Origin of the sequence: Streptomyces sp. NBC_01707 (assembly GCF_041438805.1) — a bacterium.
In the GTDB taxonomy this organism is placed as follows: domain Bacteria; phylum Actinomycetota; class Actinomycetes; order Streptomycetales; family Streptomycetaceae; genus Streptomyces.
This window is the reverse complement of sequence record NZ_CP109190.1, coordinates 5,532,255-5,553,416: the sequence shown is the minus strand read 5'-3', so window position 1 is coordinate 5,553,416 and position 21,162 is coordinate 5,532,255. Positions and strand designations below refer to the sequence as shown.

Here is a 21,162-nt window from a genome sequence, read left to right as displayed (position 1 = left end):
CCGGCACAGGAGTCAGCCTGTCATGCGCGCCAGTCGAGCGGCACCTGTCTGGACCTGTCCCAGGGGCGCTCCCATCCTGCGAAGTGCAGAATGCGGTCGATGACCCCGGCCGTGAAACCCCAGACGAGGGCCGATTCGACCAGAAATGCCGGGCCCAGGTGACCGCTGGGGTGCACCGTCGTCACCCTGTTGGCGGGATCCGTGAGATCCGCCACGGGAACCGTGAAGACCCGGGCGGTCTCCGCCGGATCGACGACTCCCACCGGGCTCGGCGCCCGCCACCAGCCGAGGACCGGCGTCACCACGAAGCTGCTCACCGGGATGTACAGCCGGGGCAGCACGCCGAAGAGCTGGACGCCGCGCGGATCGAGGCCTGTCTCCTCCTCGGCCTCCCGCAGAGCGGCCCTCAGCGGCCCTGTGGTCGCCTGATCGCCGTCCTCGGGGTCCAGGGCGCCACCGGGGAAGGAAGGCTGCCCTGCGTGGGAACGCAGGGAACCGGAGCGCTCCATCAGGAGCAGCTCGGGGCCTCGCTCGCCCTCGCCGAAAAGGATCAGCACGGCGGACTGGCGCCCGGCGCCGTTCTCGGGCGGCAGGAAGCGGCTGAGCTGCCGGGGCTCGACGGTCCGCGCGGCGCGGACGACAGGGTCGAGCCAGCCGGGCAGCCCGTCGGTCGTGACGGCGATCGCGTCGTCACGACCCGCTCCGGCGGTGTGGTCGTGTTCGCGCTTCTCCACGTCGCTCCGGTCGGGCATCTGCCCGTCCGTCCGGACGTGGCTCTGTTCGTGCGTCTTCATAGGCACCCCTCGTCGTCCCACAACGCCTGTCGCCACGCAATTCGTTCCGGAGCGGGCGCCCTCGTCAGCCGGCCACCGCCTGCGTCACCCGGCTCCCAGCGGGGGCGCGGGCCTGCCCGGGTAGTCCGGCGGCGGGCTGAGCCGCTGGCCCGGCTGGCCGCCCATCTCGTACTTCAGGAGCTTCCGGGCCTTCTCCGGGTCCGTCTCGCCCTCACCGTACGAGGGGCAGAGCGGGGCGATGGGACAGGCGCCGCAGGCGGGCTTGCGGGCGTGGCAGATGCGGCGGCCGTGGAAGACGACGCGGTGCGAGAGCATCGTCCACTCGCTCTTGGGGAAGATCGCGGCGATCTCCGCCTCGACCTTCTCCGGGTCCTCCTGTTCCGTCCACTTCCAGCGGCGGACCAGCCGGCCGAAGTGGGTGTCGACCGTGATGCCGGGGACGCCGAAGGCATTGCCGAGGACGACGTTGGCGGTCTTGCGGCCCACGCCGGGCAGCGTGACGAGATCCGCCAGCCGGCCCGGTACCTCGCCGCCGAAGTTGTCCCTGATCGACGCGGAGAGGCCTATCAGCGACCTGGCCTTGGCCCGGAAGAAACCGGTCGGCCGGATGAGCTCCTCCAGTTCCTCCGGGACGGCCGCCGCCATGTCCTCGGGGGTGGGATAGGCGGCGAACAGCGCAGGGGTGGTCTGGTTGACCCTCAGGTCGGTGGTCTGGGCGGACAGAACCGTGGCGACGAGGAGCTCGAACGGGTTCCTGAAGTCCAGCTCCGGGTGGGCGTACGGGTAGATCTCGGCGAGCTCGCGGTTGATCCGGCGGGCCCGGCGAACCATCGCGAGGTGGGATTCAGGCTTCCCGGGCTTCGCCGCGGCGGCCGGCTTGCCGGCCTTCGCCGCCGCGGCTGCCTTCGCGGGCTTCCCCGACTTGGCCGACTTCGCCGGCTCCCCCTGTTTCACCGGCTCCCTCGACGGACGTTTTGTCGCTTTTGTCGGGCGACTGATACCCTGTTCGCCCACAGCGGAATTTCGGCCTTCCGACACCCCATCAGCCCCCTTGGCCTGCGCTCTCACCGGCGATTTGGACACCCGGTAAGCCTAGGGCCAGGCACTGACATCCGCCCCGGTCACTGCGGATCCACCCCCGATCGGCCCCCTGCCGCACGGTGAGCTGCGCCCGTGCGTCAAACTGGTTTGTGATTGATCGCACTGTTTTACCGTCCGGCATGATGGGGACCACGGTTCCCTGAACAGGCCGACAAGGAGAGAACTCGTGGACGACGTTCTGCGGCGCGCCCCGCTTTTCGCGGCGCTCGATGATGAGCAGGCCGCGGAGCTCCGCGCCTCGATGAGTGAGGTGACCCTCGCACGCGGCGACGCTCTCTTCCACGAGGGCGACCAGGGTGACCGGCTGTATGTGGTCACCGAGGGCAAGGTGAAGCTCCACCGCACGTCCCCCGACGGACGCGAGAACATGCTCGCGGTCCTCGGCCCCGGCGAGCTGATCGGTGAGCTGTCGCTCTTCGACCCGGGCCCTCGCACCGCCACCGCCACCGCGCTCACCGAGGTCAAGCTCCTCGGCCTCGGCCACGGCGACCTGCAGCCCTGGCTGAACGCCCGTCCCGAGGTGGCCACGGCCCTGCTGCGCGCGGTCGCCCGCCGACTGCGCAAGACCAACGACCAGATGTCCGACCTGGTCTTCTCCGACGTGCCGGGCCGTGTCGCCCGTGCCCTCCTCGACCTGTCGCGCCGGTTCGGCGTCCAGTCGGAGGAAGGCATCCACGTCGTCCACGACCTGACCCAGGAAGAGCTGGCCCAGCTGGTCGGCGCCTCCCGCGAGACGGTCAACAAGGCGCTCGCCGACTTCGCGGGCCGCGGCTGGCTGCGCCTGGAGGCGCGTGCCGTGATCCTGCTGGACGTGGAGCGCCTCGCGAAGCGCTCGCGCTAGCCGGACACCTTCTCCTCACGCGTGGAGGGCCCCGCCGCCCGGCGGGGCCCTCCACGCGTGTCAGGGCCCTCTGTCAGGCCCGCGCACGACCGTGTCGCATCCGTGCGTCGGAGTGCGTCAGATCAGCCCGTGCTCGCCCAGGTACTCCAGCTGAGCCAGCACCGAGAGCTCCGCCGCCGGCCACAGCGTCCGGTCCACGTCCGCGTAGACCTGCGCCACCACCTCGGGCGCCGTACGGTGCCCCGCCTCCACCGCCGTCTCCACCTGCGCCAGCCGGTGCGCGCGGTGCGCCAGGTAGAACTCGACCGCGCCCTGAGCGTCGTCCAGCACCGGTCCGTGTCCCGGCAGCACCGTGTGCACCCCGTCGTCGACGGTCAGCGAGCGCAGTCGCCGCAGCGAGTCGAGGTAGTCGCCGAGCCGCCCGTCCGGATGCGCGACGACCGTCGTGCCCCGCCCGAGGATGGTGTCCCCCGTCAGCACCGCCCGGTCGGCGGGCAGATGGAAGGAGAGCGAGTCCGCGGTGTGCCCGGGGGTCGGCACGACGTACATCTCCAGGCCGCCGACCGTGATCACGTCTCCGGTGGACAGTCCCTCGTCGCCGAGACGCAGCGCCGGGTCCAGGGCGCGCACCTTCGTGCGTGTCAGCTCGGCGAAGCGCGCCGCGCCCTCGGCGTGGTCGGGGTGTCCGTGGGTGAGCAGGGTGAGCGCGATCCGCCGGCCCGCGCGCTCGGCCGAGTCGATGACGGCCCGCAGATGGCCGTCGTCGAGCGGTCCCGGATCGATGACGACAGCGAGGTCGGAGTCGGGTTCGGCGACGATCCAGGTGTTGGTTCCGTCGAGCGTCATCGCCGAGGCGTTGGGCGCGAGGACGTTGACGGTACGGGTGGTGGCGGGGCCGGACAGGACGCCGCCGCGCGGCTGTCCCGGAAGGGCTGCTGCCTCGCTCATACGGCTTCACCGCCCGCGCTGCCGGTCGGGATGTGCTTGGTGAACTCGTCGTGCCCGGGCCAGCTCAGCACCAACTCGTCGCCGTCGAGCCGGGCCTGTGCGAGTACGGGGGTGAGGTCCTGGGACGACGCGGCCTTCAGGGCCTCGGCGGCGGTCCCGTACGGCCGCAGCTGACGCAACGTCGACACGGTCGGCGGCATCATCAGCAGGTCGCCCCGGTCGTACCCGTCGGCGGCGTCCCCGGCGGCGATCCACACCGTGCGGTCGGCCTCGGTGGACGCGTTGCGGGTGCGCTGGCCCTCGGGGAGCGCGGCGACGAAGAACCAGGTGTCGTAGCGGCGCGGCTCGAACTCGGGCGTGATCCAGCGCGCCCACGCCCCGAGCAGATCGGACCGCAGCACCAGACCCCGCCGGTCCAGGAACTCGGCGAAGGACAGCTCGCGGGCGACCAGGGCCTCGCGGTCGGCCTCCCAGTCGGCGCCCGTGGTGTCGCTGACGACCGTGTCGGCGGTCGGCCCGGCGAGGAGGACGCCTGCCTCCTCGTACGTCTCGCGAACGGCCGCACAGACGATGGCCTGCGCCTCGGCCGCCGTGCCGGCACCGAGCCGCTCGGCCCAGCTCTCCAGCGCGGGTCCGGCCCACTCGACGAGGCGGTCGTCGTCGCGCGGGTCGACCCCGCCCCCCGGATAGGCGTACGCGCCGCCGGCAAAGGCCATGGAGGTGCGGCGACGCAACATGTGGACCTCGGGCCGCCCGCCGGTGTCAGCGGGGTCCCGGAGCAGCATCACGGTGGCGGCCCGCCGGGGAGCCACGGCCGTCAGCTCGCCCGCGGCGAGCGCCCGGATCCGATCGGGCCATTCCGGTGGGTACCACTGACCATTGGACATGGCCGGAGGCTATCCGGAACCGCGCCGATGTTCGAGAGGTGCCGATCACGCATCCCGCGATCCCCCCGGGCAGGCCCGTGTCCCGGCCCGTCGCCCCCCGCCCCGTACACACACCGCCCACGATCCGGCCCATACGCACGATCCCGCCCGGTCGCATCGACCGGGCGGGATCACGGAAACGCTCGTCCCATGCTGTGGCGGCTCAGGCTCCGGTCAGCTCGACCTGGACCTCGACCTCGACCGGTGCGTCCAGCGGCAGCACCGCGACGCCCACCGCGCTGCGCGCGTGCACGCCCTTGTCGCCGAGCACCGCGCCCAGCAGTTCACTCGCACCGTTGATCACGGCGGGCTGCCCGGTGAAGTCGGCGGCGGAGGCGACGAAGCCCACGACCTTCACGACCCGCTTGATCCGGTCCAGGTCTCCGGCGACCGACTTCACGGCGGCCAGCGCGTTGAGCGCGCAGGTCTTCGCCAGCTCCTTGGCCTCGTCCGGCGTGACCTCCGCACCGACCTTGCCGGTGACCGAAAGCTTGCCGTCCACCATGGGCAGCTGGCCCGATGTGTACACGTACACCCCGGACTGGACGGCCGGCTGGTACGAGGCGAGCGGCGGTACGACGTCCGGCAGAGTCAGTCCGAGTTCGGCGAGCTTCGCCTCGACTGCACTCGCCACTACGCCTTCTCCCGCTTCAGGTACGCCACGAGCTGCTCGGGGTTGTTCGGGCCGGGAACGACCTGGACCAGCTCCCAGCCGTCCTCGCCCCAGGTGTCCAGAATCTGCTTGGTCGCGTGCACGAGAAGGGGCACGGTCGCGTATTCCCACTTGGTCATAGGCCGACTGTAATGCCTGGCACGCACGACCTCGTGCGTAGCCCACGGCTCGACTGGTTAGGCTCGAATACGTGAGCAGGTTCCAGGTCGTCAGCGGCAAGGGTGGTACCGGTAAGACCACGGTCGCCGCCGCACTCGCGCTCGCCCTCGCGACCGAGGGCAAGCGGACCCTCCTCGTCGAGGTCGAGGGCAGGCAGGGCATCGCCCAGCTCTTCGAGGCGGAGTCCCTTCCGTACGAGGAGCGCAAGATCGCCGTCGCGCCGGGCGGCGGCGAGGTGTACGCCCTCGCGATCGACGCGGAGCGCGCGCTCCTCGACTACCTCCAGATGTTCTACAAACTCGGCAGCGCCGGGCGGGCGCTCAAGAAGCTCGGCGCGATCGACTTCGCCACCACCATCGCGCCCGGTGTGCGGGACGTGCTGCTGACCGGCAAGGCCTGCGAAGCCGTACGGCGCAAGGACAAGCAAGGCCGGTACAGCTACGACTACGTGATCATGGATGCGCCGCCGACCGGCCGCATCACGCGCTTCCTCAACGTGAACGACGAGGTGGCGGGGCTGGCCCGGATCGGTCCGATACACAATCAGGCGCAGGCTGTGATGCGGGTGCTGAAGTCTCCCGAGACGGCGGTCCATCTGGTGACGCTGCTGGAGGAGATGCCGGTCCAGGAGACCGCGGACGGCATCGCGGAGCTGCGGGCGGCCGAACTGCCGGTGGGCAGAGTCATCGTGAACATGGTGCGACCGCATCTGCTGGACGAGGACGCACTGCGTACCGCTTCGGGCGGCCGCCGCAGGGAGATCGCGAAGACGCTCACCCGGGCCGGTGTGACCGGTTCCGCGGCGCTCGTGAGGCCGTTGGTCGAGCAGGCCGCCGAGCATGCCCAACGGGTGGAGCTGGAGCGCGAACAACGCGCGGTGCTCGCGGGTCTCGAGCTGCCGACGAACGAACTCCCGCTGATCGGGGAGGGCGTGGACCTGCCCGGGCTGTACGACCTGGCGGTCGAACTCCGCAAACAGGGCGTGGGCGAAGGGGCGGGGCAAGGGGTGGGTTCATGACAGCGAGTACGAAGAAGGGTGCGGCCGAGGGAACGGACGCCGGCACAGCCGCCGCGCCCGTTCCGGACGTCCCCGCCCTGGACGCCGACGCGCTGCTCGACGACCAGGACATCCGCATCGTCGTGTGCTGCGGTTCGGGCGGAGTCGGCAAGACCACGACCGCGGCGGCGCTCGGCGTACGGGCGGCCGAGCGCGGCCGGAAGGTCGTCGTCCTCACCATCGACCCGGCCCGCAGGCTCGCGCAGTCCATGGGCATCGACTCGCTGGACAACATCCCCCGCCGGGTGCCGGGCATCGACGGCGAGGGCGCCGGGGAACTGCACGCCATGATGCTCGACATGAAGCGGACCTTCGACGAGATCGTCGAGGCGCACGCGGACGGCGACCGGGCCCGCGCGATCCTGGAGAACCCCTTCTACCAGTCCCTGTCGGCCGGCTTCGCGGGCACGCAGGAGTACATGGCGATGGAGAAGCTCGGGCAGCTGAGGGCACGCAACGAGTGGGACCTGATCATCGTCGACACTCCGCCGTCGCGTTCCGCACTGGACTTCCTGGACGCGCCGAAACGTCTCGGCTCGTTCCTGGACGGGAAGTTCATCAAGCTGCTGATGGCTCCGGCGAAGATGGGCGGCCGGGCCGGGATGAAGTTCCTCAACGTCGGCATGTCGATGATGACCGGGACCCTCGGCAAGCTGCTGGGCGGTCAATTCCTGCGTGACGTACAGACGTTCGTCGCGGCGATGGACACCATGTTCGGCGGCTTCCGGACCCGGGCCGATGCCACGTACAAGCTGCTGCAGGCCCCCGGCACGGCGTTCCTCGTCGTCGCGACACCGGAGCGCGACGCGTTGCGCGAGGCCGCGTACTTCGTGGAGCGGCTGGCCGCGGAGGAGATGCCGCTGGCCGGTCTGGTCCTCAACCGGGTCCATGGCAGCGGCGCCGCCCGGCTCTCCGCCGAGCGCGCCCTCGCGGCCGCAGAAAATCTTGATGACATCGGCATTGTGGATCAGGCGGCCGGGAAGGCTGGACTTCGTGACCCGGACGGCTCGGCAGTCACCTCTCCCGAAGATCCCGAGTCGCCGCTCTCCCCCGCCCGTTCCGCGCAGACCGAAGACCCTGAGCACGAACCCGCGTCCGAACCCGAACCCGAGGCTGAAGCCGTCTCCGTGGAGCAGCTGACCGCTGGTCTGCTGCGACTGCATGCTGAGCGCATGCAGGTCGTCGCACGCGAGCAGCGCACCCGCGACCGCTTCACCGCACTGCACCCCGAGGTCGCCGTGACCGAAGTCGCCGCGCTGCCTGGTGATGTCCATGACCTCGCAGGGCTGCGGGCCATCGGTGATCGGCTCGCGACCGGTTCTGCTCCGGCCGGAGCTGCGTGAGCACCTGAAAGGCCCTAGCCGCCCTCGCCGACTACCCCACGGCGGCGTATGTCTCGTGCAGTTCGTCGTCATCCAGACCGATGGCCACCGGCAGGATGCCCGTGGACCGCTCGTACTCACTGCGAGCGGTCTCCAGCAGCCGGCGCCAGGACGTGACGGTCGGCCGTCTGCGCAACAGTGCGCGACGCTCCCGCTCGGTCATTCCGCCCCACACGCCGAACTCGACGCGATTGTCCAGCGCATCGGCCAGGCATTCGGTCCGCACCGGGCATCCGGTGCACACCGCCTTGGCCCTGTTCTGCGCTGCCCCTTGTACGAACAGTTCATCCGGATCGGTAGTGCGGCAGGCTGCCTGCGCACTCCAGTCGGTTACCCAGCCCATCACGGCGCCGTCCTCTCCCGAATCGAGGCTCCCCCACGGCGGTAGCGGCATATTCACCGCTGCCAGTTGAGGACGTTACGGAAAGTGGTGACAGCACAACACCCCCTTCGGGCCCAATCTTGAATGGCCCGAACGGACTATGCGTACGCGGCAGATCACCCAGGGGAGTGAGGTGGCGACATCCGTGACCATCCCGTCGAAATCGAGATAGTTCACCTGGGTCATAACGGACGTTCGATGACACACCAGGCGAATTCGGGAGCGCCTCGGGTCGCGAACGGACCAGCGCCGGGTCATGCACGGGGGTTGATGCGAAACGGGACTGCTGTGACAGTTGGGAGCAGCTTAGGCCAATGCCTATACGCCTGTCCGGCGAATGAGAACGTAGGCTGCCCCCATGCCAAAGAACCGCTCGGGCGGGGGTCTCACCGCGACCCAGCAGGCCGCCAAGTTTCTCGGTGTCGCCGCACTCTCCGGAGTCGTGCTCGCGGGCATCGCACTGCCGGCCGCCGGGGCTCTGGGGCTCGCCGCCAAGGGGACGGTCGAGGGATTCGACGAGATCCCGGCCAATCTCAAGACGCCGCCGCTGAGCCAGCGCACCACGATCCTGGACAGCAAGGGCGGCGCGATCGCCACGGTCTACTCGCGCGACCGCACCGTCGTCCCTCTGAAGGACATCTCCCCGTACATGCAGAAGGCGATCGTCGCGATCGAGGACGCGCGCTTCTACAAGCACGGGGCGGTCGACCTCAAGGGCATCCTGCGCGCGATGAACCGCAACGTGCAGTCGGGCGGGACCGCGCAGGGCGCGTCGACCCTCACCCAGCAGTACGTGAAGAACGTCTTCGTCGAGGAGGCGGGCGACGACCCGGACAAGGTCGCGCAGGCCACCCAGCAGACGATCGGCCGCAAGGTCCAGGAGCTGAAGTACGCGATCCAGGTCGAGGAAGAGCTCGGCAAGAAGAAGATCCTGGAGAACTACCTCAACATCACCTTCTTCGGACAGCAGGCGTACGGCATCGAGGCCGCCTCCCACCGGTACTTCTCCAAGTCGGCGAAGGACCTGAAGCTGGAGGAGGCCGCACTGCTGGCCGGCCTCGTGCAGTCACCGAGCCGCTACGACCCGGTCAACGACACGGAGGAGGCGACCAAGCGTCGCAACACCGTGCTCCAGCGCATGGCGGATGTCGGGGACATCTCGCAGGCCACGGCGAAGAAGGCGCAGTCGACGCCGATCAAGCTGAACGTCAGCAAGCCGAAGAACGGCTGCATCACCGCCGTCAGCGGGGCCGGCTTCTTCTGTGACTACGTGCGCCAGGTCTTCCTCACCGACCCGGCCTTCGGCAAGACCAAGGAGGACCGCGCCAAGATCTGGAACCGGGGCGGCCTCACGGTCCGCACCACGCTCGACCCGCAGGCCCAGCAGGGCGTGCAGGACTCGATCAAGAGTCACGTCTACAAGACGGACAAGGTCGCCACCGCCGTGACCCTGGTCCAGCCGGGCACCGGCAAGATCATGGGCATGGGCCAGTCCAAGCCGTACGGCCTCGGGCAGAACGAGACCCAGTACAACTACTCGGTCAACAAGGACATGGGCGGCTCGAACTTCGGCTTCCCGACCGGGTCGACGTTCAAGCCGTTCCTCGCCGCCGCGGCCATAGAGGGCGGCACACCGGCTACGCAGATGTACTCGGCGCCGTACGAGATGGACTACCCGGACACCGTCCAGACCTGCGGCAAGCCGTGGGTCAACAACAGCGTGCCGAGGTATCACCTGGAGAACGAGAGCGAGTCGGAGGAGGGGCCGTACGCGCTGAAGGACGCGATGGCGATGTCGGTCAACACCTACTTCGTCCAGATGCTCCAGGACATCGGCATGTGCCCGGTCTCGCACATGACCGACAAGCTGGGTGTGGTGCAGGGCGACGGCACCAAGCTGCCGCAGAACCCGTCCGCGCTCACCCTCGGCTCCAACGGTCTCTCGCCGCTGACGATGGCCAGCGCGTACGCCGCGTTCGCCAACCGCGGCACGTACTGCACGCCGATCGCGATCGAGTCGGTGAAGACGGCGGCCGGCGACTCCCTCCCCGTGCCGAAGTCCACCTGTACACAGGCGATGTCGGAGACGACGGCCGACACCATCAACACCCTGCTGCGCGGCGTGGTCGACTCCGGTACGGGCCGGGAGGCCGGTCTCCAGAACCGCGACAACGCGGGCAAGACGGGTACGACCGATGCCCGCAAGAACGCCTGGTTCGTCGGCTACACGCCGAACATGTCCGGTGCGGTCTGGGTCGGCAGCCCGTCCCAGAGCGTCGAGATGGAGCAGATCACCATCGGCGGCGTGTACCGGGCCCAGGTGTACGGCGGTGAGGTCCCCGGACCGATCTGGCGGGACGCCATGACGAACGCCCTCGACGGCCAGCCTGCACCGCCCTTCACCACCGTCGACATCCCGGACCCCCGGGATGAGGAGGACGAGGACGAGGACTGGGGCGGAGACAGGCGCAGGGGCCGGCACGACAACCGCGACGACGGCAAGAACAAGCCCGGCGACACCAGCCCGTTCCCCGGCATCACCATCACGCCGGGCGCGACCGGCGGAAACGACGGGACCCCCCGCGGCCAGACCAACGGCGGCCAGACCGGCCCCTGACCTCTGGACGCAACACCCGTCCGCGCAACAGAAGGCGGGGTGGACCGGGACATCCCCGGTCCACCCCGCCTTCGCGCAGGTACGGAACTGCCGCCTCAGCCCGCGAGGAGCTTCTTCACCGCGGCCGCCACCCGGCCGCCGTCGGCGAGCCCCGCGACCTTCGGGTTCACGATCTTCATGACGGCGCCCATGGCCCGCGGCCCCTCGGCGCCGGCGGCCTTCGCCTCGTCGACGGCCGCCGCCACGATCGCACCCAGCTCGTCGTCGCTCAGCTGCTTCGGCAGGTAGCCGTCGAGCAGCTCGCCCTCCGCCCGCTCGCGTTCGGCCTGCTCCGTCCGGCCGCCCTGGGCGAAGGCCTCGGCCGCCTCGCGGCGCTTCTTCGCCTCCCTGGCGATCACCTTCTGCACCTCGTCGTCGGAGAGCTCGCGCGCCGTCTTGCCGCTGACCTCCTCCTTCGTGATCGCGGTGAGGGTCAGCCGGAGCGTGGACGAGGTCAGCTCGTCACGCGCCTTCATGGCCGTCGTGAGGTCTTCCTTGAGCTTGGACTTGAGCGTGGTCATGTGCTGATTGTGGCAGGTGCGGGGTGCGGAACGCCCGCCGGTTTTCCGCGGACCGCACGGTGTCTGCGACGATGGGCGCATGCGCGCACGCTACGGAGTACCCCTGAAAGTCACGGCAGTCGGCGCAGCGGTCGGCGCCGCCGGTCTCGTCTACGCGGCAGGTTTCGAGGCCCGATCGTTCCGGCTCCGCCGCGTCACGATCCCCGTACTCCCGCACGGGGCACGTCCGTTGCGCGTACTGCAGGTCTCCGACATCCACATGGTGAGCGGCCAGCGCAAGAAGCGCGGCTGGCTGCACTCGCTGGCCGGCCTGCGCCCCGACTTCGTCGTGAACACCGGCGACAACCTCTCGGACCCGAAGGCCGTGCCGGAGCTGCTGGACGCACTCGGCCCGCTGATGGAGTTCCCGGGTGTGTACGTCTTCGGCTCCAACGACTACTACGGCCCCAAGCTCCGCAACCCGGCCCTCTATCTCCTCGAGAAGACCCGGGGGAAGCACGGTCTCAACGGGAACGCCCCCGCGGTCGGCGTCGTGCACAACCCGTGGGAACCGATGCGCGACGCGTTCGACGAGGCGGGCTGGCTGGGACTGAGCAACACCCGGGGCCGCCTCAAGGTCGACGGCCTGGAGATCGCCTTCACCGGCCTCGACGACCCGCACATCAAGCGGGACAGGTACGCGGAGGTCGCGGGCGGACCGGAGACGGGCGCCGACCTCTCGATCGGTGTGGTGCACGCCCCGTACCTGCGCTCCCTCGACGCCTTCACCGCCGATGGCTACCCCCTGATCCTGGCGGGCCACACGCACGGCGGCCAGCTCTGCATCCCCTTCTACGGGGCCCTGGTCACCAACTGCGACCTGGACACGGACCGGGTCAAGGGCCTCTCCGGCCACACGGTCGGCGACCGCCGCGCCTACCTCCACGTCTCGGCAGGCTGCGGCACCAACCGCTACACCCCGGTCCGCTTCGCCTGCCCGCCCGAGGCGACCCTGCTGACGCTGACACCACGCGACTGACGCCGTACGCCGCTCCCGGGACCTGGCGCGTGCCGGGGCAGAAACCGGATTTCGTCTCCGGGCGCGGGTGGGCTAAAGTAATCGATGTCGCCAGGACACCGGCGACGATCGGGGTGTAGCGCAGCTTGGCAGCGCGCTTCGTTCGGGACGAAGAGGTCGTGGGTTCAAATCCCGCCACCCCGACAGCTGAATAGCAGTTCAGAGGGCCCTTACCAATTTGGTAAGGGCCCTCTGACGTTGCTGCGTGTCTAACTGCGTGACTACCGGTTCCTGAGTGCCTACGCCCCGTCCCGCTCGGAGCCGAAGATGCCGTCCATGACCACGGCACCGGTCTGGATCACGGGTCGGATCTGCTTCCGGTAGACCTCCTCCGTCACAGCCGTACCCGAGTGCCCGACCAACCGGGAGATCTCCTCCAGCGGGACGCCGCGGTCGGAGAGCAGGGACACGAAGCTGTGCCGGAGCTCCCTCGGAGTCCACTCGTCGGCGACGACCCCGTCAATGCCCTTGAGCGCCTGGCGGAAGGCCCGCCGGACGTTGGCGGCATCGAGCGGCTTGCCCACGGCCGAGGAGAAGACGAGGCCGTGTTCCTCCCACTCCTCATCAGCGGCGAGCCGGTCCCACCCTTGATCCTCGAATTGCCGCCAGAGGGCTTCCACGCACCGCGCCGGCAGAGCGAGCGTGCGCCGGGACTTCCGCGTCTTTGTGTCCCCGCTCCGCCGGACCGAGCGCCAAACGGCGATGTGCGGATGCTGCGGCGAGTCGAGGTCCGGCCGGCCCTTGGGGAAGACGTGACCCCAGGTGAGTGCCCGCAGCTCCTCGGTTCGGGCACCGGTCAGCAGCGCGACGACGGTGTACGCGTACATCGAGGTTCCCTCCGCACCCTTGAGTACGGCCTCGGCCTGGGCAAATGTGAGCGCCTTGGACGGGCGCCCGGCCTGCCCTTGAGGCACCGAGCACAGCTCAACGACATTGCGCTTCACCTTGTCCCGCGCCATGGCCCGCTTGACCGCGCGGTTGAGGCAGGAATGGATTCCCTGGAGCGTACGCGTGCTGAGTGTCTTCGCTTTGGTGGCCAGCCAGCGGTCTACGTCCTCCGCACTCAGCTCGCGTAACTTGCGCGCGCCGAGTGAGGGAATCACGTGCTTCTGACTCAAGAGCGTCACGGTCTCAACGGTGCTGGGGTCCAAGCCCGCCAGGCCGTACGAAGCCAGTCCGTCACGGCATCCTTCACCGTGTAGTTGGTCGGCGCGATGGCGAGGCCGTCCTCGTGGTCCCGCAGCACCTCCTTGAGCTTGTTCTTCGCCTCCGTCTTGGTCTTGCCACTCCCCCGCTTCACAATCCGCTTCCCGCTCGGATCGAAGCCAAGGTTCGCCGTGGCGATCCACCGTTGTCTCTTCTCGTCCCAGTGCAGGCCGCCGTCACCGCGACTCCGACGCTTGGTCATCAGGCAGCACGCTCCATCTGCCCGGCGATGAAGTCTCGAAGAGCCCTGGCGGGGATACGCCGGCACCGCCCGATGGCGACAGAGGGCAGACGTCGAGTGCGGATCAGGTCGTAGACCGTCGACCGGCCGACCTTCAGACGCGCCATGACCTCACCTACGGTGAGCAGCTCGTCGTCACGCATGCGTCGGTTCTCCTTCCGTTCCGGGGGCGGGTTCGAGGGATGCGGCAAGCCAGGTCTCGGCAGCGCTCAGGCCTGTTCCGGCGAAGACCCAGTGGGCGAGCACGAGCGTGGTTTCGCCGTGCTGGGGGACGGGTGGGGCGATCTGGGCCCGGCGCCAGTCGGCACGGGCGTCGCGGAGGGCGCCGAGGGTGGTGGAGTAGCGGCGGGACTTGGTGGAGAAGTGGCCGCGGAAGCCGAGCATGTGGGCCCAGGCGCGCAGGCGGAGGTGTTCCAGGTCCTTGCGGGCGCCGAGAGTCCAGGCGGTACGGATCATGCGGCGGGCGTGACCGCTGATCCGCGCCTGAGCCAACTCGGCCAAGAATCGGATCGGCCGGTCCAGAGTGCCCGTCGTCGTCTCGGCGCCCTTGGTGGCGTACTTGGCGATGTAGGCAGCTACGGCCCGCTCGGTCAACTCCTGGCCACTGTCGAAGTCAGCGGAACGGATGGTGCGGACGTCGAGCTGTCGCCCGAAAGTGAAGGTATGCGGCCGCCCGTCTATCTCCGGGCCGTCGACGCGGTCGCGGCGGCACGGATGGCGTCGGTGAGCAGCTCGGCCGTGGCCCAAGCCGGGGGCGGGGTGTCGCCGCCTTCCGGGCCGTCGAGCCGGATGACCGCGTGGAAGTGGACGGCGCCCCGCTTCTGGTACTCGGCGACCTTGGCGAAGGAGACGCGCGCGTGGTCACGGAAGGCGCGTTGGGTCAGACCAGCGCGCTTGGCGACCTCACGGCGGAGGTAGATCGAGAAGCGCCGCCAGAGGGCACCGGCATGCGCGTTCCAGAGGACGGCCGCTTCGTAGTCGTAGGTGTCGGGGTCAAGGCTCCTCGCTCCGCTCGTCGCGCGCTCCCCGGCTCACCGCCGGGGCCCTGCGCTCCTGTCTCCGCCCCGCTCTGGGCCCCGGCTACGCCGGTCGCGCAACAAGAGCGAGAGAACCTGGACGAAGGAAAACGGAAGGCACAAGACAAGCCTCCGGCGGGGGCGCTCAGACTCCGGGATGGGTCGGAGCGCCGTTCGCGAGTGCCGGCCGGATCGTGGTGAGCGTTGTGGGCTCCCATCCCGACCACCTTCGACCCAGGCAGAGCCGAGCAGCCGCGGCCCAGGGCGTCAAGGTCGGTCGTACAGTGGCGCGCTCCACCTTGACGCCCTGAACCACGCCCGCTCCACAGTGTGTGGGCCGAAGGCGGACGGGATGAAAGCTGGGGTGAGTGGTGCGTTGGGATGGGGGCGGCGGAAGCCGAATGACCCTGCTGGCCCGCTCGGCCGGCAACCGTAGGCGATGGACAGCGCGCCCCCGGTCCGCCATGCTGCCCTGGCGATCACGTGCCGACGGTGGCTCCGTTGTGTGAGGGGTGGTTTTGGTGGAGCAATTGCAGGTCGAGGCTGTGCCGCCGGAGCGCATCCGTTACCGGTGTACGCGTCTTCAACGCGTACTGCCTGTTCTGCCCCTCCTTCTCATCGTCGGGGGCACGACGGTCATCGATTGGGTGACCTTGAAGCGCACCGGGTCTGAGATCGCCGAGTCGCTGGGTATGTGGGCCGCCCTGTCGCTCGTGCTGCTGATACTCGGGCAGTACCTTGGCGTCACCCTCACGGAGTCGACGGCTATCGTTCACAGCCTCCGCCGCCGGGCCATCCAGTGGTCGAACGTCCAGGCCATCCGCGTCGAACGCTTCCAGGGGGTCCAGACCGTTGTGATCTACGAGGCGGGTGGCCGTCGTACTCGCCTTCGGGCCCCGATCACCGGGTTCCTCAGCTGGGATAGCGAGTTCGAGGAGAAGTTCCGCACCATCGACAGGTGGTGGCTGGACCACCGCGGCCCGGATTGGACGCCTGTCCTGGTTCCGGAGGGGCAGTGGGCTGGCCCACCGGTTCCCGACGGGAACCCTTTCGCCTCTCCCACGTAGTCGGCGGCTGGTCCACGCACCCTCCGCCGGTGGAGCGCCTGACGGCCGTCGCTGGCCGTTCCGGAACGATGACGTGACCGCAGGTCGGGAAACCGGCCTGTCGCTTCTTCGACGACTGAGCACCGCGGCGAAGGTCGTGGTGGGCGTGCCCGTTCCGTGCCCGGCCCGGCGGGACCTTCCGGTGACTCACGGGGAACAGCGGCGAAAGCCGCGATCCAGAGCAGGTCAGGCACTCGGCAGGTCAGCCGCGATCCGCATACGGCGTCTTCCAAACTGGTGCTCCACGGCCCCTCAGCTGAAGTGACCCGGATCCGTAATTCCGAAGAAGGTAGGAGTCATGCTGACAAGGACACTGCCCCCTGAGCAGTGGTGGATAGGCGCCGTCATCTCCGGCGCTGTCTTTGTGATAGCCATGCATCCCATAGCGACCACGGCGAAGAAGAAGCTGCTCCTGCCCTTGATACCCCTTGTCGGCGGCACCTACCTCTTCCTTGATACGGCGGGAGACAAGGATGCATATCCAGTGGTTTGGTTCACGGCCATCATGATCACCTTTGCGGCGCTGAGGATCATCTTCGCCCCGTATCTCCGCCGTCAGTTCGCCCTGGTGCGTTCAGGACAGCGGATGCAAGCACTGACGGGCAGGCAGCAGGCAATCTTCTGGTTTACCTTCTTGGTTGTCACAGTTGCCGTGTTTCTCGTCATCTGAGTTGAGCTTCCCTCCAGGGCCGTGAAGGGACCGGTATGGCGGTCGCTGACCGATCCGGCTAGAGCAACGAGTCAAGTGTTCCCCGTGCCACAACCGCGCCAGATCGGGCGGGGACTCACAGGGAACTGCGGCTGCTGGCGGAGGCCACAGTCAGCAGACATCGAAGTCCGCGTCCCGCAGGTCAGACCCCAACTCGCCCCACCACGCTCCTACAGCGGTGATCCCCGCTCCACCGCTGTGCGGAAGCAGGCCACCAGTGCGCTGCCGTCTTCGGTGAGGTAGAACACGAAGGTCCATTTCTGATCAGCAGAATCGATCATCCCTCCGCGCACCGGTCGGCGGTGCTCGCGGAGGAGCTGCACCGCTCGTTCCAGCCCAAGAGGTTCGATTCCGCGCAGCCGCGCGCACTGAAGGCGGCGGGAGAAGACCCCGGCATGTCGCTCTGAGGGATCCGTCGTGTCCCACACGCTGTAGGTGGCGCCGCTGCGGAGGGCGGCCAGAGCAGTCACGGACGCCTCGTCGTCACCGGCCAACAGCTTCTCCAGCAAGTGCCGTTCCATGGTCCCCCCACCGGGATCCTGCGGTACAGCAGCCAGGTACCGCAACCCCAGCAACCGCCCGCGTCCAGTAGCGTCCCTCCGGAGCCCGGTAGCGGCCGGAATGGCCGTTGCTGACCGATCCGGCTAGAGCTACGGATCAGAAGGCAGTCGTGCCACCCCCGTGCCGGATTGGACAGGGGCCACGGGAGCGCCGAGAGCCGACCGCAGCGGCAAAATGATCAGCCCCACGAAGCGACCAAGGAAGTCACACCCACTCACGCTTGACATACGTTTTGAACGCGTTCAAGATCTGGCTCGGCAAGTACAGCGCGTCTTGAGCCGTGGCGCCGTGATGATCAGGGGGACAGAATGAGCAAGGGGATAGTCGGACGGTGGTTCGTCGCTGTACTGGGCGCTGCTTCGGTACTCATCTCAGGGTGTGCGTACTCGGTCGACCCCGACGAGCTTCCCGGCATGTACCGCAACGGCAAGACCGGCGGCGAGATCACGCTCGATTCCGACGGCACATTCACCGCCACTGATCTGTCGACAGACGCGCACACCGACCCCGAAGATTTGCACGGCCACTGGGACTTCGTCGACAGCAGCGGCAGCGACTTCGTCTACCTGGACATCGAGGAGCGTGGCATCGGTGAGGTCTCCGGTGTCCAGCTCTACGCGCGCGGCGGAGGGAAGGTGGAGTTCAGCGAGCCGGATGGGTCGTGGTCCCTGGTGCTCACGAAGGTGTCCGACCAGTAGATCTGGGTGCCCAGTCCAGCGTGTGGTGGCACCACACCCGGCGGCGGCCGCCCCGCAGATGCAAAGCCCGCCAGGAACTACGCCGGACCCCACATGAGTGTCTAACTGCGTGACAACGCCGACGCACAACGGCGGACGGCCACGCACGCGTGCGGACCATCGCAGCAGGTGAGCGGCACACCAGCCCAAGGCCGGGCGCTCACCCAAATTGTTTCGGGACGAAGAGGTCGTGGGTTCAAATCCCGCCACCCCGACAGCTGAAACACCAGGTTGGAGGCCCATTCGCTTGATCGCGAATGGGCCTTTTTCTTTTCCGGGGCACGTTCGAGCAGCTGCCGCTCCGCACCAGGACGCATGCGCCGATCATCGCAGCCGTATTCACAAACTCCGCAGTCGCGTCGATACTGACAGTAACGGATCGACGAGGGGCCACAGGACGGTTCCCCGCCGGACAGACGGGGGACTCATGATCTCCATTGTTTCCATCGCGGTTGCGCTCGCGGCCGCGGTCGGGGCGTGCTTGGTCGCACTGCGGCGCAGAGGTGGCTCGGGGGAAGACGGGGCACTGCAGCGTGGGGCAGCGAACCAGGGGCTGGCAGAGGGACTGGGCATAACCCCCAGGGCGTGACCACCACCCCGTACGGGAAGAGCTCCAGCGCACCGGCTGACAGTCGAGCACCGGCTGACAGTCGAGGGGGCGAACGGGGGCCGATGGCGGCAGCCTTCCTCGTGCCCCATGGACGACTACGGACAGGGCCTTGCGCGTCAGTTCACGTCAAGTGACAGACGCACAAGGCCACTTGTCCGCGTGACTGTGGTGGCCTCTGCTGTGCGAACGCCACGCCCGTCTCATGCAACCCTTCAGCCCCCTGGGTCGTCTACGGAACTGTCTGTACCCGTCTCAGGGAGAAACGCCGCCATGTCTCTGCCGCTCCGCACCGTCGTCGCCATCGCAGCCGCAGCCACGCTGACCGGTGGTCTGCTCACCGCCGTCGCCGCGGCGCCGGCCGTCGCCGCGCCCGCCAAGTACGCCGACGACTTCAACGGCGACGGACACCGGGACCTCGCGATCGGCATGCCGTACAAGACCATCAACGGCGTCCCGGCCGCGGGCGGCGTGATCGTGACCTTCGGCTCGGCAACCGGTCTGACCACCGAGCGGGTCGGGCTCAACCAGAGTTCGACCGGGGTTCCGGGGACGCCGGAGGACGGCGACCGCTTCGGTATGTCGATCGCCGGCGGCGACCTGGACGGGGACGGATACGCGGACCTCGTCGTGGGCGCCGACCACGAGGGTGTGGGCAGCAACGAGGGCCAGGGCAGCGTGACCATCCTCTGGGGCGGCAAAAAGCCGTTCACCAGCAGCACCACGACCGCGGTGGCCGACCCGCACCCGTGGCAGGCCCACGGCTGGGATGTAGCGGTGGGGGATTTCACCGGGGACGGCGGTGCGGATCTCGCCGTGATCGAGTCGCAGTCCGTCGCCGTCTATGCGGGGGGCTTCGCCCGCGGGAGCCAGCCGACACCGACGTACACCGGCCTGACCGGGCCCGGTGGGCAGCTCGGCAACAGCGAGGCGGCCGTGGGTGACATCAACGGGGACGGCAAGGACGACCTGGCCGTGACCGGAAGCGACTCCGGGTACGACCGACCGGCCGTCGACGTCTTCTACGGCGCGGCAGGAAGGCCGCGGACGGGGCCGCGGGTGACCGGCGGTGGCACGGCAGTCGCCCTCGGCGACATCAACGGGGACGGTTACGACGACATGGCGGCGTCCCTCACCTGGCCCGAGTACTACTCCGCAGCCGATCCGAGTGCCGGCGCCGGTTACGTCACCGTGCGGTACGGCAGCGCGGCCGGCGTGGGCGATCCGGTGGTCATCCACCAGAACAGCGCCGGAGTGCCCGGCGCCGACGAGGACGCCGACGGCTTCGGCAGCTCGCTGGCGATCGGCGACATCACCGCTGACGGACGGGCCGAGCTGGTGGTCGGTGTCGACGGCGAGGACCTCGGCAGCACCAAGAACGCCGGCGATGTGGCGGTGTTCCGCGGCTCCGCCTCCGGGGTGTCGATGTCCGATGTCGTGCGTATCTCCCAGGGCACCACGGGCGTGCCGGGCGGCCCCGAGACCGACGACCTCTTCGGCGGCCAGGTCCGGCTCGCCGACTACAACCACAACGGCAAGGCCGACCTGGCCGTCACCGCACCCTTCGAGAACGGTCGCAACGGAGCCCTGTGGACCCTGCTGGGTACCGCGTCCGGCCTCACCGGCTCCGGTTCCAAGGTCTTCGGCTCCGACGACTACGGCCTCGCGAACGGATCGCGCCTCGGGGAGTCCCTGCTCGACTGAGCCGGCGAGCGATTCCGGTGCGAGCGGCCCGGCGGATTCGCGCGGCCGCTGTCCTACCGCTCCTTCTCCAGCCCCGACCTCAGTTGCACGAAGCCCAGTTCGGCCGCCCGCACCGCGTCCTCGTACACCTCGTCCGCGCTCTCCCCCGCGTCGATGCGCCGCCAGTTCTCCAACGCCAGGATGCGTTGTACGGCGATGATCTGACCCGCCGCGAGCCGGTCCGGTACGGCGTCGCCCAGCGCGCGGGCGAGCGCCGCCTCCGAGCGGCCCTGGTATCCGTACATGCGGGCCACCAGCGACGGTGTCCCGTACAGCATCCGGTGGAACGCCAGCACCTGCGGGTGATCGCAGAGTCCGGTCACCGGGTCGCGGCGCTCCAGGCCGTCCAGGAAGTGGCGGTGCAGGGCGTCCAGCGGCGATTCGTCCTGGCTGCGGGCCACGACCACCCGGGCGGCCTCGTCCTCGTGGTCGGCGAACCGGTGCAGCGCCAGGTCCTCCTTGGCCGGGAAGTACCGGAACAGCGTCGGCTTCGAGATGTCGGCGGCGGCCGCCACCTCCGCCACCGAGACCTTGTCGAAGCCCCGCTCCAGGAACATGGCGATCGCGGCGTCGGAGACCGCCTGGTACGTCAGCTGCTTCTTCCGCTCACGCAGACTGATCGGCGCCTGCGCAGCCGTTCCGGTTCCGGTCTTCTCTCCGCTCATGACCATGAAGGGTACGCCCTTGACCTCAACCGGACTTGACGTCCGAGAGTGGTCGCACGGGTGCCGGACAGGCC

General features: G+C 69.0%; 20 protein-coding genes, 1 tRNA gene and 2 pseudogenes. 10 read left to right on the top strand and 13 right to left on the bottom strand.

The features are described 5' to 3' along the window. Window positions 1–20: 20 nt before the first annotated feature. Both OG963_RS25045 and nth read right to left on the bottom strand, forming a co-directional pair. Window positions 21–794 (bottom strand): CoA pyrophosphatase, encoded by a 774-nt coding sequence (locus OG963_RS25045; protein ID WP_256224057.1) that lies wholly within the window; start codon window positions 792–794, stop codon window positions 21–23. An 84-nt stretch (window positions 795–878) separates the two neighbouring features. Then, a complete protein-coding gene (gene nth, locus OG963_RS25040; RefSeq protein WP_093777960.1) occupies window positions 879–1,748 on the bottom strand; it encodes an endonuclease III in 870 nt (289 codons plus the stop codon). A gap of 313 nt (window positions 1,749–2,061) precedes the next feature. Here nth and OG963_RS25035 point away from each other — a divergent pair, with 313 nt between their 5' ends. After that, entirely contained in the window at window positions 2,062–2,736 is a 675-nt protein-coding gene (locus OG963_RS25035; protein ID WP_030925113.1) for a Crp/Fnr family transcriptional regulator, read from the top strand. A gap of 117 nt (window positions 2,737–2,853) precedes the next feature. Here OG963_RS25035 and OG963_RS25030 read toward each other — a convergent pair whose 3' ends face one another. From OG963_RS25030 to OG963_RS25015, 4 genes are all read right to left on the bottom strand, one after another. After that, a complete protein-coding gene (locus OG963_RS25030; RefSeq protein WP_030925111.1) occupies window positions 2,854–3,684 on the bottom strand; it encodes an MBL fold metallo-hydrolase in 831 nt (276 codons plus the stop codon). Beyond that, the gene (locus OG963_RS25025; RefSeq protein WP_093777964.1) at window positions 3,681–4,571 is read right to left on the bottom strand and encodes an NUDIX hydrolase; all 891 of its coding nucleotides are present in this window, start codon (window positions 4,569–4,571) and stop codon (window positions 3,681–3,683) included. Before OG963_RS25025 ends, OG963_RS25030 begins: the two co-directional genes overlap by 4 nt. A gap of 202 nt (window positions 4,572–4,773) precedes the next feature. Continuing rightward, the gene (locus OG963_RS25020; protein ID WP_030925105.1) at window positions 4,774–5,244 is read right to left on the bottom strand and encodes a RidA family protein; all 471 of its coding nucleotides are present in this window, start codon (window positions 5,242–5,244) and stop codon (window positions 4,774–4,776) included. Next, window positions 5,244–5,402 carry a DUF4177 domain-containing protein gene (locus tag OG963_RS25015; protein WP_003967454.1) on the bottom strand — a complete coding sequence of 53 codons (159 nt, stop codon included), beginning with the start codon at window positions 5,400–5,402 and terminating at the stop codon, window positions 5,244–5,246. Before OG963_RS25015 ends, OG963_RS25020 begins: the two co-directional genes overlap by 1 nt. Before the next feature lie 71 nt (window positions 5,403–5,473). On the opposite strand from OG963_RS25015, the gene OG963_RS25010 reads away from it, so the two are divergent. Further along, entirely contained in the window at window positions 5,474–6,460 is a 987-nt protein-coding gene (locus OG963_RS25010) for an ArsA-related P-loop ATPase (RefSeq protein ID WP_093777966.1), read from the top strand. Continuing rightward, a complete protein-coding gene (locus OG963_RS25005) occupies window positions 6,457–7,842 on the top strand; it encodes an ArsA-related P-loop ATPase (RefSeq protein ID WP_362271829.1) in 1,386 nt (461 codons plus the stop codon). Before OG963_RS25010 ends, OG963_RS25005 begins: the two co-directional genes overlap by 4 nt. 31 nt (window positions 7,843–7,873) lie before the next feature. Here the strand turns inward: OG963_RS25005 and OG963_RS25000 are convergent, their stop codons facing one another. Then, window positions 7,874–8,224 (bottom strand): WhiB family transcriptional regulator, encoded by a 351-nt coding sequence (locus OG963_RS25000; protein ID WP_030925100.1) that lies wholly within the window; start codon window positions 8,222–8,224, stop codon window positions 7,874–7,876. 397 nt (window positions 8,225–8,621) lie between these two features. On the opposite strand from OG963_RS25000, the gene OG963_RS24995 reads away from it, so the two are divergent. After that, the gene (locus OG963_RS24995; protein ID WP_371799473.1) at window positions 8,622–10,880 is read left to right on the top strand and encodes a transglycosylase domain-containing protein; all 2,259 of its coding nucleotides are present in this window, start codon (window positions 8,622–8,624) and stop codon (window positions 10,878–10,880) included. 95 nt (window positions 10,881–10,975) lie between these two features. Here OG963_RS24995 and OG963_RS24990 read toward each other — a convergent pair whose 3' ends face one another. Beyond that, a complete protein-coding gene (locus OG963_RS24990; protein ID WP_030925093.1) occupies window positions 10,976–11,440 on the bottom strand; it encodes a GatB/YqeY domain-containing protein in 465 nt (154 codons plus the stop codon). A gap of 79 nt (window positions 11,441–11,519) precedes the next feature. On the opposite strand from OG963_RS24990, the gene OG963_RS24985 reads away from it, so the two are divergent. Beyond that, the gene (locus OG963_RS24985; RefSeq protein WP_093777972.1) at window positions 11,520–12,458 is read left to right on the top strand and encodes a metallophosphoesterase; all 939 of its coding nucleotides are present in this window, start codon (window positions 11,520–11,522) and stop codon (window positions 12,456–12,458) included. A 109-nt stretch (window positions 12,459–12,567) separates the two neighbouring features. Beyond that, window positions 12,568–12,641: transfer RNA gene (locus OG963_RS24980), tRNA-Pro, on the top strand. Window positions 12,642–12,736: 95 nt separating this feature from the next. Here OG963_RS24980 and xerC read toward each other — a convergent pair. From xerC to OG963_RS24965, 3 genes and pseudogenes are all read right to left on the bottom strand, one after another. Beyond that, a pseudogene (gene xerC, locus OG963_RS24975) lies at window positions 12,737–13,905 on the bottom strand (tyrosine recombinase XerC). Continuing rightward, window positions 13,905–14,087, bottom strand: a complete 183-nt coding sequence (locus OG963_RS24970; protein WP_093777976.1) for a helix-turn-helix domain-containing protein — start codon at window positions 14,085–14,087, stop codon at window positions 13,905–13,907. The pseudogene xerC and the gene OG963_RS24970 overlap by 1 nt, the downstream one beginning before the upstream one ends. Next, window positions 14,080–14,942, bottom strand: a pseudogene (locus tag OG963_RS24965) (replication initiator); the annotation flags it as partial. The pseudogene OG963_RS24965 and the gene OG963_RS24970, both read right to left, overlap by 8 nt. A gap of 539 nt (window positions 14,943–15,481) precedes the next feature. On the opposite strand from OG963_RS24965, the gene OG963_RS24960 reads away from it, so the two are divergent. Together OG963_RS24960 and OG963_RS24955 are read left to right on the top strand one after the other, a co-directional pair. Beyond that, entirely contained in the window at window positions 15,482–16,027 is a 546-nt protein-coding gene (locus OG963_RS24960) for a hypothetical protein (protein WP_371799472.1), read from the top strand. 337 nt (window positions 16,028–16,364) lie between these two features. After that, window positions 16,365–16,736, top strand: coding sequence for a hypothetical protein (locus OG963_RS24955; RefSeq protein WP_371799471.1), 372 nt, complete (start codon window positions 16,365–16,367; stop codon window positions 16,734–16,736). Between the two features lie 209 nt (window positions 16,737–16,945). Here OG963_RS24955 and OG963_RS24950 read toward each other — a convergent pair whose 3' ends face one another. Then, window positions 16,946–17,296: a hypothetical protein gene (locus OG963_RS24950; RefSeq protein ID WP_093777978.1), complete on the bottom strand. Its 351-nt coding sequence runs from the start codon at window positions 17,294–17,296 to the stop codon at window positions 16,946–16,948. 348 nt (window positions 17,297–17,644) lie between these two features. Here OG963_RS24950 and OG963_RS24945 point away from each other — a divergent pair, with 348 nt between their 5' ends. Both OG963_RS24945 and OG963_RS24940 read left to right on the top strand, forming a co-directional pair. Then, the gene (locus OG963_RS24945; protein ID WP_218133111.1) at window positions 17,645–18,034 is read left to right on the top strand and encodes a hypothetical protein; all 390 of its coding nucleotides are present in this window, start codon (window positions 17,645–17,647) and stop codon (window positions 18,032–18,034) included. Window positions 18,035–18,953: 919 nt separating this feature from the next. Beyond that, window positions 18,954–20,384, top strand: coding sequence for an FG-GAP-like repeat-containing protein (locus tag OG963_RS24940; RefSeq protein ID WP_176902349.1), 1,431 nt, complete (start codon window positions 18,954–18,956; stop codon window positions 20,382–20,384). Between the two features lie 53 nt (window positions 20,385–20,437). Here OG963_RS24940 and OG963_RS24935 read toward each other — a convergent pair whose 3' ends face one another. Continuing rightward, window positions 20,438–21,094: a TetR/AcrR family transcriptional regulator gene (locus OG963_RS24935; protein WP_093931284.1), complete on the bottom strand. Its 657-nt coding sequence runs from the start codon at window positions 21,092–21,094 to the stop codon at window positions 20,438–20,440. Window positions 21,095–21,162 lie beyond the last annotated feature (68 nt).

Bases quoted from the DNA above. Each gene is read 5' to 3' on its own strand.
- OG963_RS25045 (WP_256224057.1), bottom strand. From the start codon at position 794: ATGAAGACGCACGAACAGAGCCACGTCCGGACGGACGGGCAGATGCCC.
- OG963_RS25030 (WP_030925111.1), bottom strand. From the start codon at position 3,684: ATGAGCGAGGCAGCAGCCCTTCCGGGACAGCCGCGCGGCGGCGTCCTG.
- OG963_RS25025 (WP_093777964.1), bottom strand. From the start codon at position 4,571: ATGTCCAATGGTCAGTGGTACCCACCGGAATGGCCCGATCGGATCCGG.
- OG963_RS25015 (WP_003967454.1), bottom strand. From the start codon at position 5,402: ATGACCAAGTGGGAATACGCGACCGTGCCCCTTCTCGTGCACGCGACC.
- OG963_RS25005 (WP_362271829.1), top strand. From the start codon at position 6,457: ATGACAGCGAGTACGAAGAAGGGTGCGGCCGAGGGAACGGACGCCGGC.
- OG963_RS25000 (WP_030925100.1), bottom strand. From the start codon at position 8,224: ATGGGCTGGGTAACCGACTGGAGTGCGCAGGCAGCCTGCCGCACTACC.
- OG963_RS24995 (WP_371799473.1), top strand. From the start codon at position 8,622: ATGCCAAAGAACCGCTCGGGCGGGGGTCTCACCGCGACCCAGCAGGCC.
- OG963_RS24990 (WP_030925093.1), bottom strand. From the start codon at position 11,440: ATGACCACGCTCAAGTCCAAGCTCAAGGAAGACCTCACGACGGCCATG.
- OG963_RS24985 (WP_093777972.1), top strand. From the start codon at position 11,520: ATGCGCGCACGCTACGGAGTACCCCTGAAAGTCACGGCAGTCGGCGCA.
- OG963_RS24970 (WP_093777976.1), bottom strand. From the start codon at position 14,087: ATGCGTGACGACGAGCTGCTCACCGTAGGTGAGGTCATGGCGCGTCTG.
- OG963_RS24955 (WP_371799471.1), top strand. From the start codon at position 16,365: ATGCTGACAAGGACACTGCCCCCTGAGCAGTGGTGGATAGGCGCCGTC.
- OG963_RS24950 (WP_093777978.1), bottom strand. From the start codon at position 17,296: ATGGAACGGCACTTGCTGGAGAAGCTGTTGGCCGGTGACGACGAGGCG.
- OG963_RS24945 (WP_218133111.1), top strand. From the start codon at position 17,645: ATGAGCAAGGGGATAGTCGGACGGTGGTTCGTCGCTGTACTGGGCGCT.
- OG963_RS24940 (WP_176902349.1), top strand. From the start codon at position 18,954: ATGTCTCTGCCGCTCCGCACCGTCGTCGCCATCGCAGCCGCAGCCACG.
- OG963_RS24935 (WP_093931284.1), bottom strand. From the start codon at position 21,094: ATGGTCATGAGCGGAGAGAAGACCGGAACCGGAACGGCTGCGCAGGCG.